Origin of the sequence: Methylophaga frappieri (assembly GCF_000260965.1) — a bacterium.
Lineage (GTDB): Bacteria > Pseudomonadota > Gammaproteobacteria > Nitrosococcales > Methylophagaceae > Methylophaga > Methylophaga frappieri.
Genome location: NC_017856.1, coordinates 19864 through 33493, shown reverse-complemented (window position 1 = coordinate 33493; position 13630 = coordinate 19864). Strand labels below are relative to the sequence as shown.

Here is a 13630-nt window from a genome sequence, read left to right as displayed (position 1 = left end):
ACTTACTGATTAGGTAATTTGATCACAAAACAGGCGCCACCGAGGTAACTTTTTTCGAGCTCAATGGTTCCTTCATAGGCCTCGACAATATCGCTTGCAATTGCCAGCCCTAATCCATGGCCTTCTTGCTGACTATCAAAGCGTCTTCCTCTTTTAATGATCGCCTCACCAGAGCGAATAGGTAAGCCGGCGCCATCATCTTCAATTTTTAATAGAATGCCACTTTGCATAAGTCGCACAATAATGTTGACCTGACTACGGCAATATTTATAAGCATTTTCGAGTAAATTACCTAATAGCTCATACATATCATCTTGATCAGCATGAATAAAGGCGTCACGTTCAATTTCAAGTTGATGCCGGACACGTTTTTGCTGGTATACCTTATCTAACGAGGTGATGATTTTATGAATGATTTCACCTAAAGATACCGGTGCCAATAAATTATTTTTGCCTTCTGTCGCCGCACGTTGAAGTTGGTAATCAACTAGATGACTTAGACGATCGAGCTGTTCTTGAGCATCTGACTTAAGTTGAAGCAGATCATCACTATTCTCAACCTCACTTCTTAAAACGGCTAAGGGCGTTTTGAGACTATGGGCCAAATCAGCAAGAGAGTTTTTATACCTTAATCGCCGGTGTTGTTCATGGTCCAATAGTCTATTAATGTTGCGAGTCAATTGTTGCAGTTCAATTGGGTAGCTACCAGATAAACGAGCATGCTGCCCAGACTCAATCGCATCCAAGTCTTTGGCTGCTTTATTCAATGGCCGCAAACTCCAACGTAAAACCCACCACTGGGCTAACAGTAATATCAGGCCCGTCCCACCAAGCCAATACCAAAGTCCTCGCTGGAAATTGGCCGTTTGCGCTTCTAAATGTACCTCATCTTCAGAGACATTTATCGTGTATTCAAACTGTTCTCCTGCATCATTCTCCCATACCACCCCAAATGCCAAATTATGAATAATCATTCCATTATCTAGCTCGATAACTTCATATTGCTCTAAAGAAGGTCCAGGATGATAGGGGAGCGCTAGAAAAAGGCCTATCGCTGATGGTGATTGCCAAATGATTTTATTTTCGCTTGTAATTTGTGCATATAGACCAGACCCAGGCACAGAAAACTTTTGCTCCGGAAGTGTTTCAGGCATATATAACTCACCAGCAGAGCTTAATTCGGCAGCAGTTAAAATCGTCATTACATGTGTATGGAGTCGCTGATACTGTGCTGTCTCAGCACTACTTTTAAAAGCATTATTAAGACTAAAAGCAGATAACCCCAAAAAAGCGCCAAGAACTATCGATGCGGCTGTTAAAAGCCGTCCTGAGAGTGAAATTGGCGTCTCAATCACGAGGCAAAATCAAGCGATAGCCTCGCCCACGAAGTGTCTCAATCGGATTTAAGGATTTCTCCGGATCCAACTTGTTACGTAGACGTTTAATGAATACCTCTATAACGTTACTATCCCGATCTTGATCGAGCTCATAAATGTGATCCGTTAGCTCTGTTTTGGAGATAACTTCTCCGGCATGCAACATCAAATAATGTAAAAGTCGATATTCATAAGCAGTAAGGTCTATAGGGATATGTTCTCGCATCACTTGTTGTGTTGAGGGATTGAGCTCAATGGGTCCACAACGCATAATTGCATTCGCCCAACCAGAAGCACGGCGCGCCAACGCATTTAATCTGGCGAGCAATTCCTCAAAATGGAATGGCTTTACTAAATAATCGTCTGCACCCGCTTCAAGGCCACTAACCTTATCTTGCCAGCGGCCTCGAGCAGTCAAAATTAAGACTGGAAACTTAATTTGCTGCTGACGAAGTTGTTGAATAAGCTCAATACCGGATAGCTTAGGTAATCCTAAATCGATGATGGCTACATCATAGGGATATTCAGACGCCATATATAACCCTTCTTGACCATCTGAAATCGCATCAACAGTGAGATTCTGAGCACGCAATCGCTGCGCTGTTTTTTCTCGCAGAATCGTTTCATCTTCAACCAATAGGATGCGCATTAACCCTCACATTCGCTGTCCATTATCCCGGTGTATACGGTAGGTTTTAACCATACCATTATCGTGAAGAACTTTGACACGAAAAATGGGCTCTTCTTCAAAATACTCAAAGTGAACTGACAGAACCCGGCCACCTGTTTCAACATGTGCTAACTCAGCCGCTGTTATTTCAGTTAATGGCAGTGAGATGTTGTTAACACTCGTACCTTGCTCAATATCGTCAGGTAATTCTCTCGCGACAACCAAAGACGGCATGAATAAAATCAACAGCAGTAGTCTGCATAATATTCGCATAAAGGTTCCAATCATCTGTCTTATGAAAGATGATAATTCTGCCTGTTAAAACATGAGCACAAACTCTATTAGGGATAAATACCTGGTCATTTAACTTTGACAGGTTTGATGACACCAATCTTGCCATCAGCTCGTGCCTTTAAATAACGATATAAATTATTCATCCCTTGCATAACAGATTGATTTTCTTTCCATGCAGGCATGGATCCAATATTCCCCAGCTTACCATTAGTAACCGTCTCTACAAATTCTTCGTAAGTAATGCTTTGAAGGCTCTGAGCTAAGTTAGGACCAACCATGCCTTGACCATATGTCCCATGACATCGAGCACACCAATTACGGTAAAGTTTAAATCCACTATAAGTGTCAGCATCCAACTCATTGCCATTAGTGACTTTGTAATCATGGTCAACAGCAAACGCAGTGTTAATCAACACGCTATTGAGTATTAGCCCAAGTAATACCATGCTTATTTTGTTTAACTTGATTATTTTCATTTGTCATACTCCCGTATTTACGCAGCAAAAAAATCAAGTTTAGGGAAAAAAGCCCTAATTAAAATAGGTTATTTACACAATCTATTAAGTGATTTAACACACTCATAATGCCTTACCAACGCAAAACTTAGCATTCAGTTACTGAACTTTAACTGAACATTAACAGGCATCCGCCCAATATTTATCCAAACGCTTGGCTGAGATTGGGTATGCCGTACCCACCTCCTGAGCGAAGATAGAAATACGAAACTCTTCAATCATCCAGCGATAATGTTGATACCCATCGGTCGTGCGATGCTGATGTTGCAAATATCGACGCCAGTGACGACTGACTTCTTGTTGTCTTTGCTTGTCTTTGCTTGGATCCGTTTTTAACTTATCCAACCGTAATCCGATCGCCTGAAAGTAGGCAGGTAAACGTTTTAACGCTGTATCAGGCAAGTCATGGACAAATCCTTGATAGAGCAGGTATTGCAACTGCTCGCGAATATCTTGCACCGCATGCATTGCCGCAAGGGGTAGATTGCCGGATAAACGCTTCGCTATAGCATGATATTCCCGTAAAGCATCGGCAATAACAGCCGCGAGCGCCGTTGCTATGTTAATTAAATGTCGCCGCTCTTCCGACAGCCGTTGCTCAAATTCAGTCTGGCTACGAGGCCAGGGTTTATTGAGAAGAAAACACCGATCAAAAGCTACTTGGATTAAGTCTGTTTTTAATTGTTCACAAGGCGTTTGCTGGCGTTCTTTATCCGTATAGGGCGAGGGCGGAACATTGGCATAATGCAAACACATTGTTTTGATATCTGGCAGATGTTTGTGCAGATATTTGACGGTCTCTTTTTCCGCTAACATAAACAGCCTGCGCAAGCCTTTAAATGTCTGCGCTTCAGCTTGAGACTGAGTATCTAATAAGGTCAAATCAACAGAATTTGTCTTATCAATCAATGCGGGATAAGCAGTGATTTCAATACCATTTTGTTCCAGTACCATCTGAGCGGGCAAGTCGCCAAAACACCAGCTGGTTAATCCGCTTTTTTCATATTCACTGTCAGGTAATTGACTAAAACTATCTGCGGCTTCATCAGCCCAATTAATTTTCAGTGCGGATAAATCACGACTGCTTTCAAGTAACTTTCCCCGTTCGTCCACCAGCCGGAAATTCATCTGCAAATAGGGTGGCAATTCATCCAGTCGCCAATCATCCGGTTTAATATCGACCCCGGCCAATCGATGCAGGGCATCACTCAACGCGGGTAATAAAGCGCCTTGATCTGCAGAAATCAGTTCCAAAGCACGATCTGCATATTGTGGTACAGGAATAACGTGCCGACGCAATGACTTAGGCAAGGATTTTAATAAAAAAATCACCTTATCTCGGAGCAATCCTGGCACGAGCCATTCATAGCGTTCTGGTTGTGTCTGGTTGAGTAGCGATATGGGAATCGTTTGCGTAATGCCATCTTCTTGTTTACCCGGCTCAAAATGATAGGAGAGCGGTAACGCAATACGGTTAACCAACATTTGATCCGGAAAATCATCGACCGTGACTTGCTCAGCTTCGTGTGCCATGAGCGCTTCACGCGTCAAAAATAGTAGGTTGGGATCTTGCTGCTGCGCTTTTTTGCGCCAACGTTCAAACCCAGCCCCGTTCACAATATGTGCTGGCACATGCTGGCGATAAAACTCAAATAACACATCATCATCCACCAAAACATCACGGCGTCTGGACTTATGCTCCAGAATGGCAATATCTTCAATCAGTTGCTGATTATGTTTAAAGAAGGGTGCATTGCAATTAAAGTCACCCGCTACCAATGCCTGGCGAATAAATATTTCGTTGGCTAATGCCCGATCAATAGGGCCGAAGTGCACGCGGCGCCGTGTGACAACAGGCAAGCCATAGAGCGTGACACTTTCAAAGGCAACGACCTGCGCTGGCTTTTTTTCCCAATGCGGATCGCTGTATTGTCGATTAACCAAGTCTCCAGCGACCGGTTCAATCCAGTCTGGTTCAATTTTTGCTACAATTCGTGCGTAGAGTTGGCCCGTTTCAACCAGTTCAGCTGCCATAAGCCATTTTGGCCCTTTTTTATGCAGCGCCGAACCGGGAAAAATTTTTAATTTGAGATTACGCGCACCGGTGTAGCTATATTGATCCGTTTTCGTAGCGACATGACTCAATAATCCAGTTAGCAGGGCAAGGTGTATCGCCATATAATCTGCTGGTTGCTGATTCGCTTTAAAGCCCATCTGCTTCACTTGAACTTGCAATTGCTGGTAAATATCCAGCCATTCTCTCAGCCGCAGAAAAGAGAGAAAGTTTTCTTTGCAAAATTTACGTAACTTATTTTGTGATAAGTGTTTTTTCTTGTCGTGATATAACGCCCAAAGCTTTAAAAAGGCCAAAAAATCACTGCGTTCATCCTGATACTTTTTATGTGCTTCATCAGCGGCCTGCTGTTTATCCATCGGTCGCTCACGTGGATCCTGAATACTTAAGGCACTGGCGATAACGAGAACTTCGTTAAGACTGTTTTGTGTATGTGCCGCCAGAATCATTCTCGCAATACGCGGATCAATGGGCAGTTTCGCCAATTGCCGACCCGTATCAGTGATTTGTCGTTGCCGTGTCACCGCGCCCAACTCTTCGAGCAAACGGTAACCATCATTGACCATCTTGGGCGGGGGCGGATTAATAAATGGAAATTTGCCGGGATCACCCAGTTTTAATGCCGTCATCTGCAAGATAACGGAAGCAAGATTAGTTCTTAAAATTTCCGGGTCGGTAAAGGCCGGCCGAGCCTGAAAATCATCTTCATCATAAAGGCGAATACAGACCCCGGCAGCAATCCGTCCACACCGACCGGCACGTTGATTGGCACTCGATTGAGAGATTTTTTCAATCGGTAACCGTTGCACCTTATTACGTACACTATATCGACTAATTCGAGCCAGTCCCGGATCCACCACATAGCGAATACCCGGCACTGTCAAAGAGGTTTCGGCTACATTGGTAGCAAGAACTATCCGCCGCGGGCCACCGGTTTTAAAAACACGGTTTTGCTCAGCAGCCGATTGGCGGGCAAACAGGGGCAAAATCTCGGTATTTGGCGGATGGTGTTTACGCAATGCCTCAGACACATCGCGAATATCACGTTCACCAGACAAAAACACCAACACATCACCGGGACCTTCTTTGCAAACTTCATCAACACCGGCAACAATGCCTTCAACGAAATCATAGTCTTCGTTGTCATCATCCTGACTAATCAATGGCCGATACCGAATGTCGACCGGATAAGTCCGACCACTGACTTCAATCACCGGCGCGTTGTTGAAATGGGTAGAAAAACGCTCTGTATCGATCGTTGCTGAGGTGATGATGAGTTTCAGATCAGGACGCTTTGGTAACAGCTGCTTCAAATAACCCAATAAAAAATCAATGTTGAGACTGCGCTCATGGGCCTCATCGATAATAATCGTGTCATATTGATTTAAAAATTTGTCATTTTGAGTTTCGGCCAACAAGATGCCGTCAGTCATCAATTTGATATAGCTACGATCAGCTCGAACTTGGTCATGAAACCGAACTTTATAACCAACCGTTTCGCCAATCTCCGAATCCAGTTCTTCGGCAATACGGGTTGCAACCGTTCTCGCGGCAATACGTCGCGGCTGCGTATGTCCAATCAAGCCGCTTACCCCACGCCCCAAGTCCAGACAAATTTGCGGTAATTGCGTCGTTTTACCCGAGCCCGTTTCACCGCACAGAATAATCACCTGATGCGCCTGAATGGCATCGGCTATTTCCTGACGCCGTGCAATCACTGGCAGATCAGCATCTAGCTTTGGCTTGGGTCGATTTTGTATGCGATTTTGATATTGTTCGGCTGAGCGCGTGATTTTTTCGATCAGGTTTTGTAGCTGCTTGCTATCCGGCGTCGAATTTTTTTTCAGGTGTTGTAATTTTCGAGTCAGGTTATGCCGATCAACCAACATGGTTTTAGGCAGCATTTGTTCGAGTTGGTACAAAGTGGGGTCGGTCAAGACAATAAACCTACGATTCAAACAACCGGAGAAATTCAGGCTTAGCGGTATAAAGAAAAATTAACGCCTAACCCAAAATAAGTATTTTTAGGATTAGGCGAAAATAAGTAAACCTAAATCGCGAAATATTAACAACTACTGTTATTGATTTTTCCATTTGGCATTGTTGTGTTACAAAAAATAATGCCCCGCATTTTTGTACCATTCATTGAAGCGCCGGATAAATCGGCGCCGGTTAAATTACTGAAAATCATCTGGGCATTATCTAAATTAGTATTTTTTAAATTGGCGTGATTGAGAAGGGTATAGTCGAGCAAGGCACCTTGCAAATCAGCCCCTTCCAAATTTGCCTCATGCATTTTGGAGTGCGTAAACCATGCACCTTGTAGTTGACTGTTTTGTAGATTTATTTTTTGCAACTTGGATTCGCTAAGATCGGCACCACGCAAGTCTTTGTCGTTCAGGGGGGCTTCGGTCAAAGTACAGTGGTGGCATTGATTCTCTTCAAGCAAGCGCTTCAAGTAGATTTTTTCGTAGGCTAAAGCAGAACAACTAAATAATGCTAGGATTATCAGGGTCGAAAATTTCATAGATTACATTCCTAATCAACGGCTTTGTTGCCAGCCACCATGAAAAAACTGCTGCTCTAAAGGACGCCGCTTACGAGGACTAAGTTCCTTCTCCCGTTGCTCCGCACCTAATGCCTCAAGTGGCAGGGCGTAACCTATTGCATTCATCGACCATAAATGAACTGATTCTGGAATGGCAAAAGTCTCTCGCATAGCGTTGCTGTCAAAGCCGCCCATCTGATGCGACATAAGGCCTAATTGGGTTGCCTGCAAACACAAGCTGACACTGGCCGCACCCGTATCATAACCAGTCCATCGATTGGGTTTGTCATTGTGACTAAAGTGTTCAACCGACGCCGCCAAAATCAATACTGGCGCATTTTTTGCCCATGCCTGATTGCCTTCAACCAAGCAATCAAATGCTTTCTGCCAACTTTCCGCATCATGAAAGCGGTCCCAAATGATAAAACGCCACGGCTCGTCGCCAAAACAGGAGGGTGCCCATCGTGCTGCTTCGCACAATGCCGTAATCTGGGCCTCGCTAACGGCTCTCGATGCATCATAGGCTCGACCACTCCAACGCGCTGCAATAATTTCTGCAATGGGTTCGGCGGTATTCGCTGGCTTGGCAATCATAAAACCTCCTCAAAAACGTGTGTTATAGATCTAACGCGGCAAACTGATTCTGGGTTGCTCGGCAGGGCGATAAAAGCCACCAATATTACCAATTATTAGTACTAAGTCAGCTTTTGATTGCACTGCAATTTTTTCCAGCATTGAATGTCTTTCATCCCGCTCTTGTCCGCTCACCCGCACTTTAATCAATTCATGGTGCGCCAGCGCTTGATCGATTTCATTCATTACGGCGTCTGTTAAACCGCTGTTACCTACCATGACAACGGGCTTTAGCGAATGTGCCAGCCCCTTAAGATATCGTCGTTGTTTATCTGTCACTGCCATCACAAAGTCACCTGTATTAAAATGCGTGAATTATATCAGGATAGCCCATGACCCAACATAAGTTCACTGTCACAGCTGCTCGCGGCATGCTGGATTTACTCAGCGACGAACTCCGTCAATTTGGCATTACCAACACCAAGCAAGAAACGGGTAGCGTTCGTTTTACCGGAACGCTTAAACAAGCCTACCAAGTCTGTTTATGGTCGCGTGTTGCCGTGCGGGTTTTGATGCCGGTTGCCCGGTTTATGGCTGAGACGCCTGAGCAGCTCTATCAGGGCATTCAAACCATTGATTGGTCGACGCATATAGCGACAGATGAATCGGCGACACTGGCGATTGATTTCAATAGTTTTCGCTCAAAGCTGCAACACAATCAGTTTGGTGCGCAAAAGGTGAAGGATGCCATTGTTGACCAGATTCGTGAGCAATTCGGTAAACGGCCATCCGTCGATTTAGGGCAGCCCGATTTACGTGTCAATGTTTATGTTAAACACAATCAAGCCATTGTCAGTATTGATTTGTCTGGAGACAGTCTGCATAAACGTGGCTATCGTGTTCAACAGACTATTGCACCACTCAAAGAAACCCTTGCCGCCGCAATATTGCTTGCCGCTGACTGGCCGAAACTGGCGCGCCAAGGATGGGGACTCATCGATCCTATGTGCGGTAGTGGTACGTTTTTGATTGAAGCGGCCATGATGGCGGCGGATATTGCCCCCGCATTTAACCGTCACTACTTTGGCTTTCTGAACTGGCCACAACATGATGCATCGGCTTGGCAACAGCTCCGGGCTGATGCAGAACGACGGCGACTAAGCGGCTTATCACGGCTCCCGCATCTAACAGGTGGTGATCAAGACGATACGGCCGTTATCGCCGCAACTGAAAATATAAACGCTGCTGGGCTGGCCGAGCATATCCAAGTCGAACATCGCCGTTTACTGGATTGGACTGCGGTTAGTCGACAACTGCCTGCCCAAGGCTTATTTGTCTGTAATCCACCTTATGGAACCCGAATGGGCGATACTGACAAGTTACATTATCTCTTTGATAGCATCGGTAATATTGTGTCGGAAAAATTGCCAAGTTGGCGCACAGCAATTATTACCGACAATGCGGCATTAGGAAAATTTACTGGACTGACCCTATTTGAACAGCGTCCGTTTGATAATGGGCCGATTGCCTGTGAGGTGTTGTACTACCGTGCCCCGAAACCGGCTAAGCAAGCCACCGCGCCGACCAGTCAACCCATAAAGCCAGCGCCATGGCCTGGCGTTACAGACGTCCCACCAGAAACGCATTCCACGCTTACTTCACCTTCAATCACACTGTCAGAGCAAGCCACCATGTTTGCCAATCGGCTGCGAAAGAATGCCAAACACCTTGCCAAATGGGCACGCAAACAAGATGTTGAGTGTTATCGCGTATATGATGCTGATTTACCGGACTATGCTGCTGCGATTGATATTTATGGCGACAAAGTTCATGTTCAGGAATATGCCCCGCCAGCAGAAATTGACCCACAAAAAGCGAGCCGCCGACTCCAGGAAATAATGAAAATCGTTCCTGATGTTTTAGGCGTCTCTGCCACCGATATCACATTAAAATATCGTCAGCGACAGCGGGGTAGTGATCAATACGAAACCCAGGCGGCGCTCAATCAACGTTTTGCTGTTCGGGAAAATGGTCTTAAATTCTGGGTTAATCTGACCGACTATCTGGATACGGGTTTGTTTCTTGATCATCGCCTTACGCGACAAATGATTGGTCAACAGGCCCGCGGTAAATCGTTGTTAAATTTATTTGCTTATACCGGCAGTGTGACCGTCTATGCAGCAGCAGCGGGCGCCAAATCCAGCTTAACTGTAGACATGTCAAATACCTACCTGCAGTGGGCAAAAGATAACCTAGCGTTGAATCAGTTAACCAATGACAAGCATCAATTCTTGCGGGCCGATGTTACCGCTTGGCTGGATCAGGCGGTTGCAGAAAAACAGCAATTCGATGTCATTTTTATCGATCCGCCTACCTTCTCTAATTCCAGCAAAATGACGGGCATCTTTGATATTCAGCGCGATCATGCAGATATGCTCAACAAATTGGCAAAATTATTGAGTGCAGAAGGGGTAATCTGGTTCTCTACCAATCGTCAGGATTTTCGCTTAGACGACTCGTCATTAACACAATTTGAAATTACAGACCTCAGTAAAGCAACACTACCTGAGGATTTTGCACGTCGCCCTAAAATTCACTATTGCTGGCAACTGCGAAAGTTTAGCTAGGGGAAATCTGCTTTTATTTCTTGCCACAAATTAGCGTAAGCCTGCGCAACGGGCGTGTTTTCTGCAAAGCTACCTAATGGTGCCTGGAAATCGCCCATTCGTTCCACTACTGCCGCGTAGGGGATTGTCGACTGTAATCCGTTCTTGAGCATTTTGGGAGGATGCGAAATCATGACCCGATGGAGCGATCGCCGACGATCAACCATATTAAAAAAAGGCCGAAGCCGTTTGGGTTTGAGCTTGTGCTGTTTGAAAAAGTCGCGTGTTTGCTCAAAAGTACGCAGTGACAAGTGGGTTGGTATTAGCGGCATGTACAACACATCCGCCGTATCAAATATTTGTTCACTTAATGTCGAAAAGCTCGGCGGACAATCCAGAATTATCAGAGCATAACGCTCACTGAATGGCGCCAGTAATTTGTCTACCGCATTTTGCTTATCTGTGATGTCTGACAATAAGACATCAAATTCACGAAAAGAAAAATCGGCAGGGATAATATCCAGATTAGGATAATCGGTAGCCTTGACCAGTTCACCTATTGCCGTTTTACCTGCCAGGACTTTCTTGGGTTCACTTTTAGATTTTGCTTTACGGTGCAGCAACCAGCTTGCGGCACCTTGCGGATCAAGATCCCAGAGCAATGTTGGAATGCCATCCTGCGCCGCATGCCATGCGATATTCACGGCAGAGGTCGTTTTACCTACACCGCCCTTGAGATTAAAAAAAGCCAGCTTATTCATTAAAATTGGGCGGCCATTTGCTCCAGCAAGCGTGACTGCGCTGCAATTTTTTCACCATCCTCTGGAGTATCTGCACGTTTATAACGACCATCTTGCGATAAGATCCATGCTTGACTGTTATCGGCCAGATAGAGCAGCAGATCCTCAATGATGCGTTGCCGTAATTTGTTTGACTCAACGGGAAAAGCCGTTTCCACACGGCGCAGCAAATTTCGTTTCATCAAATCTGCACTGGCACACCAGACTTCAGGCTGGCCATCATTTTCAAAATAATAAACACGCGTATGCTCAAGAAAACGACCAATAATACTGCGCACGTGAATATTATCAGAAATACCTTCAACCCCAGGTTTGAGAGTACAAATACCACGCACAATCAGATCAACCCTCACACCAGCCATCGATGCCCGGTAAAACGCTTGTACCATTTCAGGTTCTACCACCGAGTTTACCTTGATGATAATTCGGGCTGGTTTGCCTTGAATCGCATGGTCAATTTCTCGATCAATTTTATTCAACAGTCTTTCATGCAGTGTGAAAGGGGCATGCAGTAACTTGTGCATGCCCGGCACCTTACCCAAGCTGGTCAGTTGAATAAATAAATTATTCACATCTTCACCGATCTGCTTATCCGACGTTAACAGGCCGTAATCGGTATATACTCGCGAAGTGCTACGATGATAATTACCGGTACCAAGGTGCACATAACGGCGTAACTTATTGTTTTCTCTGCGTAATATCAACAACATTTTGGCATGTGTTTTGTAGCCAACAATGCCGTAAACCACATGGGCGCCGGCTTCCTGCAATTTGGCAGCCAATGCCACATTGGCTTCTTCATCAAAGCGGGCGCGTAGCTCTACCACTACCGTCACTTCCTTGCCAGCATGTGCCGCAGCCACTAATGCATCAACAATTGGTGAACTGGCGCCGGTTCGATAAAGCGTTTGTTTAATTGCCAGAACGCTACTATCTGCCGCCGCCTGTTTGATTAAATCCACAATCGGGCCGAAAGATTCAAAGGGGTGATGCAGCAAATGATCATGTTTTTTGATGCTGGCAAACAAGTCCGCATCTGATGTCATGCCTCTGGCACGACCTTGTGTGAACGGTTTGAACTTCATATCCGGGCGTTCAACCAGCGAGTGCAATGCCTGAATACGACTCAAGTTAACCGGCCCATTGACCAGGTAGACGTTATCCTGATGCATCCCACATTGTTCACGCAGGAAATTTACCATGTCTTCCGGGCAGTTATGCGCAATTTCCAGACGAACCTCATCACCATAATTGCGATGGGTTAATTCATCCGCAATGGTGGCCAGCAAGTCACTGGTTTCTTCAGTATCAATGGCTAAATCACTATTGCGGGTAACCCGAAACTGATAGCAGCCCTTGACCTTCATGCCAAAGAATAAATCCTCAGCAAACGCGTGAATAATGGATGACAAAAAGACAAAGTGATACTGGCCGGAATCACTTAACTCTGCCGGTAGTTGGATCACGCGTGGCAGCGCGCGCGGTGCCTGCAAAATCGCATACCCTCGATCCCGTCCAAAGGCGTCTTTGCCGACCAATGACACAATGAAATTCAAGCTTTTATTAAGTAAGCGTGGGAAAGGGTGGGCAGAATCGAGTCCGATTGGACTCAAGATTGGCAAAATTTCTTCCTGAAAATATTTTTCCAGCCACGCATTATGTTGTTCCGTCCACATTGCCCGGGGCAGTACGCGAATGCCTTGAACTTCCAGTTCCGGAAGTAGCACTTCATTCAATACCGTGTACTGCTCTTCAACAAGCTCATGGGCACGTGCACTGATTAGCCTCAATACTTCCTGCGCACTGATTTGATCCGCCTCAAGGTAAGGATCGCCAATTTCCAGTTGCTGAATCAGGCCGGCAACTCGAACTTCAAAAAATTCATCCAGATTGGTACTGGAAATACACAAATAGTTGAGCCGCTCCAGCAAAGGCACATTCGGATCAAGTGCTTGCTGCAAAACCCGCCAGTTAAATTCCAGCAAACTGATTTCGCGGTTCAAGAATAGTTCGGGGCTACTTAAATCAATTGAATTTTCCATGTGGAGAAGTCTAAGATCCTTTAATGACAGATTTGTGACGACCTACCATTTGGTGTTGTCGAATAGGAATATCTGCTATCTTGTGCAAGCTGGTTTCGGGGTGCAGCCAAATCATCCGGACATCATAACGCG

At 45.3% G+C, this 13630-nt stretch carries 11 protein-coding genes; 1 reads left to right on the top strand and 10 read right to left on the bottom strand.

Translation table 11 applies throughout. The annotated features are described in order from the left end of the window. Positions 1-2: 2 nt before the first annotated feature. The 8 genes from Q7C_RS00170 to yhbY all read right to left on the bottom strand — a co-directional run bounded on the left by Q7C_RS00170 (position 3) and on the right by yhbY (position 8395). The gene (locus tag Q7C_RS00170) at positions 3-1355 is read right to left on the bottom strand and encodes an ATP-binding protein (protein WP_050954365.1); all 1353 of its coding nucleotides are present in this window, start codon (positions 1353-1355) and stop codon (positions 3-5) included. Next, positions 1348-2025, bottom strand: a complete 678-nt coding sequence (locus Q7C_RS00165) for a response regulator transcription factor (RefSeq protein ID WP_014702674.1) — start codon at positions 2023-2025, stop codon at positions 1348-1350. The genes Q7C_RS00170 and Q7C_RS00165 overlap by 8 nt, the downstream gene beginning before the upstream one ends. A 6-nt stretch (positions 2026-2031) precedes the next feature. Next, positions 2032-2319 (bottom strand): PepSY domain-containing protein, encoded by a 288-nt coding sequence (locus Q7C_RS00160; RefSeq protein ID WP_041366283.1) that lies wholly within the window; start codon positions 2317-2319, stop codon positions 2032-2034. 86 nt (positions 2320-2405) lie between these two features. Then, positions 2406-2816, bottom strand: coding sequence for a c-type cytochrome (locus tag Q7C_RS00155; protein ID WP_041366281.1), 411 nt, complete (start codon positions 2814-2816; stop codon positions 2406-2408). Between the two features lie 159 nt (positions 2817-2975). Further along, on the bottom strand, positions 2976-6866 hold the full coding sequence (hrpA, locus tag Q7C_RS00150; RefSeq protein ID WP_014702670.1) for an ATP-dependent RNA helicase HrpA: 3891 nt from the start codon (positions 6864-6866) through the stop codon (positions 2976-2978). Positions 6867-6994: 128 nt separating this feature from the next. Beyond that, complete coding sequence (locus tag Q7C_RS00145; protein ID WP_014702669.1) at positions 6995-7456, bottom strand: pentapeptide repeat-containing protein; 462 nt, start codon at positions 7454-7456, stop codon at positions 6995-6997. A 15-nt stretch (positions 7457-7471) separates the two neighbouring features. Continuing rightward, positions 7472-8071: a nitroreductase family protein gene (locus Q7C_RS00140; RefSeq protein WP_014702668.1), complete on the bottom strand. Its 600-nt coding sequence runs from the start codon at positions 8069-8071 to the stop codon at positions 7472-7474. A gap of 30 nt (positions 8072-8101) precedes the next feature. After that, positions 8102-8395, bottom strand: coding sequence for a ribosome assembly RNA-binding protein YhbY (yhbY, locus tag Q7C_RS00135; protein WP_014702667.1), 294 nt, complete (start codon positions 8393-8395; stop codon positions 8102-8104). Between the two features lie 47 nt (positions 8396-8442). On the opposite strand from yhbY, the gene rlmKL reads away from it, so the two are divergent. Beyond that, positions 8443-10677 carry a bifunctional 23S rRNA (guanine(2069)-N(7))-methyltransferase RlmK/23S rRNA (guanine(2445)-N(2))-methyltransferase RlmL gene (gene rlmKL, locus Q7C_RS00130; RefSeq protein ID WP_014702666.1) on the top strand — a complete coding sequence of 745 codons (2235 nt, stop codon included), beginning with the start codon at positions 8443-8445 and terminating at the stop codon, positions 10675-10677. Here the strand turns inward: rlmKL and Q7C_RS00125 are convergent. Together Q7C_RS00125 and ppk1 are read right to left on the bottom strand one after the other, a co-directional pair. Next, positions 10674-11417, bottom strand: coding sequence for a ParA family protein (locus Q7C_RS00125; protein WP_014702665.1), 744 nt, complete (start codon positions 11415-11417; stop codon positions 10674-10676). The two genes, rlmKL and Q7C_RS00125, sit on opposite strands and share 4 nt — an antisense overlap. After that, entirely contained in the window at positions 11417-13498 is a 2082-nt protein-coding gene (gene ppk1, locus Q7C_RS00120) for a polyphosphate kinase 1 (protein ID WP_014702664.1), read from the bottom strand. The genes Q7C_RS00125 and ppk1 overlap by 1 nt, the downstream gene beginning before the upstream one ends. Positions 13499-13630: the final 132 nt, after the last annotated feature.

What these genes read in the sequence shown, in the direction of transcription:
- Q7C_RS00155 (WP_041366281.1), bottom strand. Translation starts at nt 2,816, where the DNA reads ATGAAAATAATCAAGTTAAACAAAATAAGCATGGTATTACTTGGGCTA.
- rlmKL (WP_014702666.1), top strand. Translation starts at nt 8,443, where the DNA reads ATGACCCAACATAAGTTCACTGTCACAGCTGCTCGCGGCATGCTGGAT.
- Q7C_RS00165 (WP_014702674.1), bottom strand. Translation starts at nt 2,025, where the DNA reads ATGCGCATCCTATTGGTTGAAGATGAAACGATTCTGCGAGAAAAAACA.
- ppk1 (WP_014702664.1), bottom strand. Translation starts at nt 13,498, where the DNA reads ATGGAAAATTCAATTGATTTAAGTAGCCCCGAACTATTCTTGAACCGC.
- Q7C_RS00145 (WP_014702669.1), bottom strand. Translation starts at nt 7,456, where the DNA reads ATGAAATTTTCGACCCTGATAATCCTAGCATTATTTAGTTGTTCTGCT.
- Q7C_RS00140 (WP_014702668.1), bottom strand. Translation starts at nt 8,071, where the DNA reads ATGATTGCCAAGCCAGCGAATACCGCCGAACCCATTGCAGAAATTATT.
- Q7C_RS00125 (WP_014702665.1), bottom strand. Translation starts at nt 11,417, where the DNA reads ATGAATAAGCTGGCTTTTTTTAATCTCAAGGGCGGTGTAGGTAAAACG.
- Q7C_RS00160 (WP_041366283.1), bottom strand. Translation starts at nt 2,319, where the DNA reads ATGCGAATATTATGCAGACTACTGCTGTTGATTTTATTCATGCCGTCT.
- yhbY (WP_014702667.1), bottom strand. Translation starts at nt 8,395, where the DNA reads ATGGCAGTGACAGATAAACAACGACGATATCTTAAGGGGCTGGCACAT.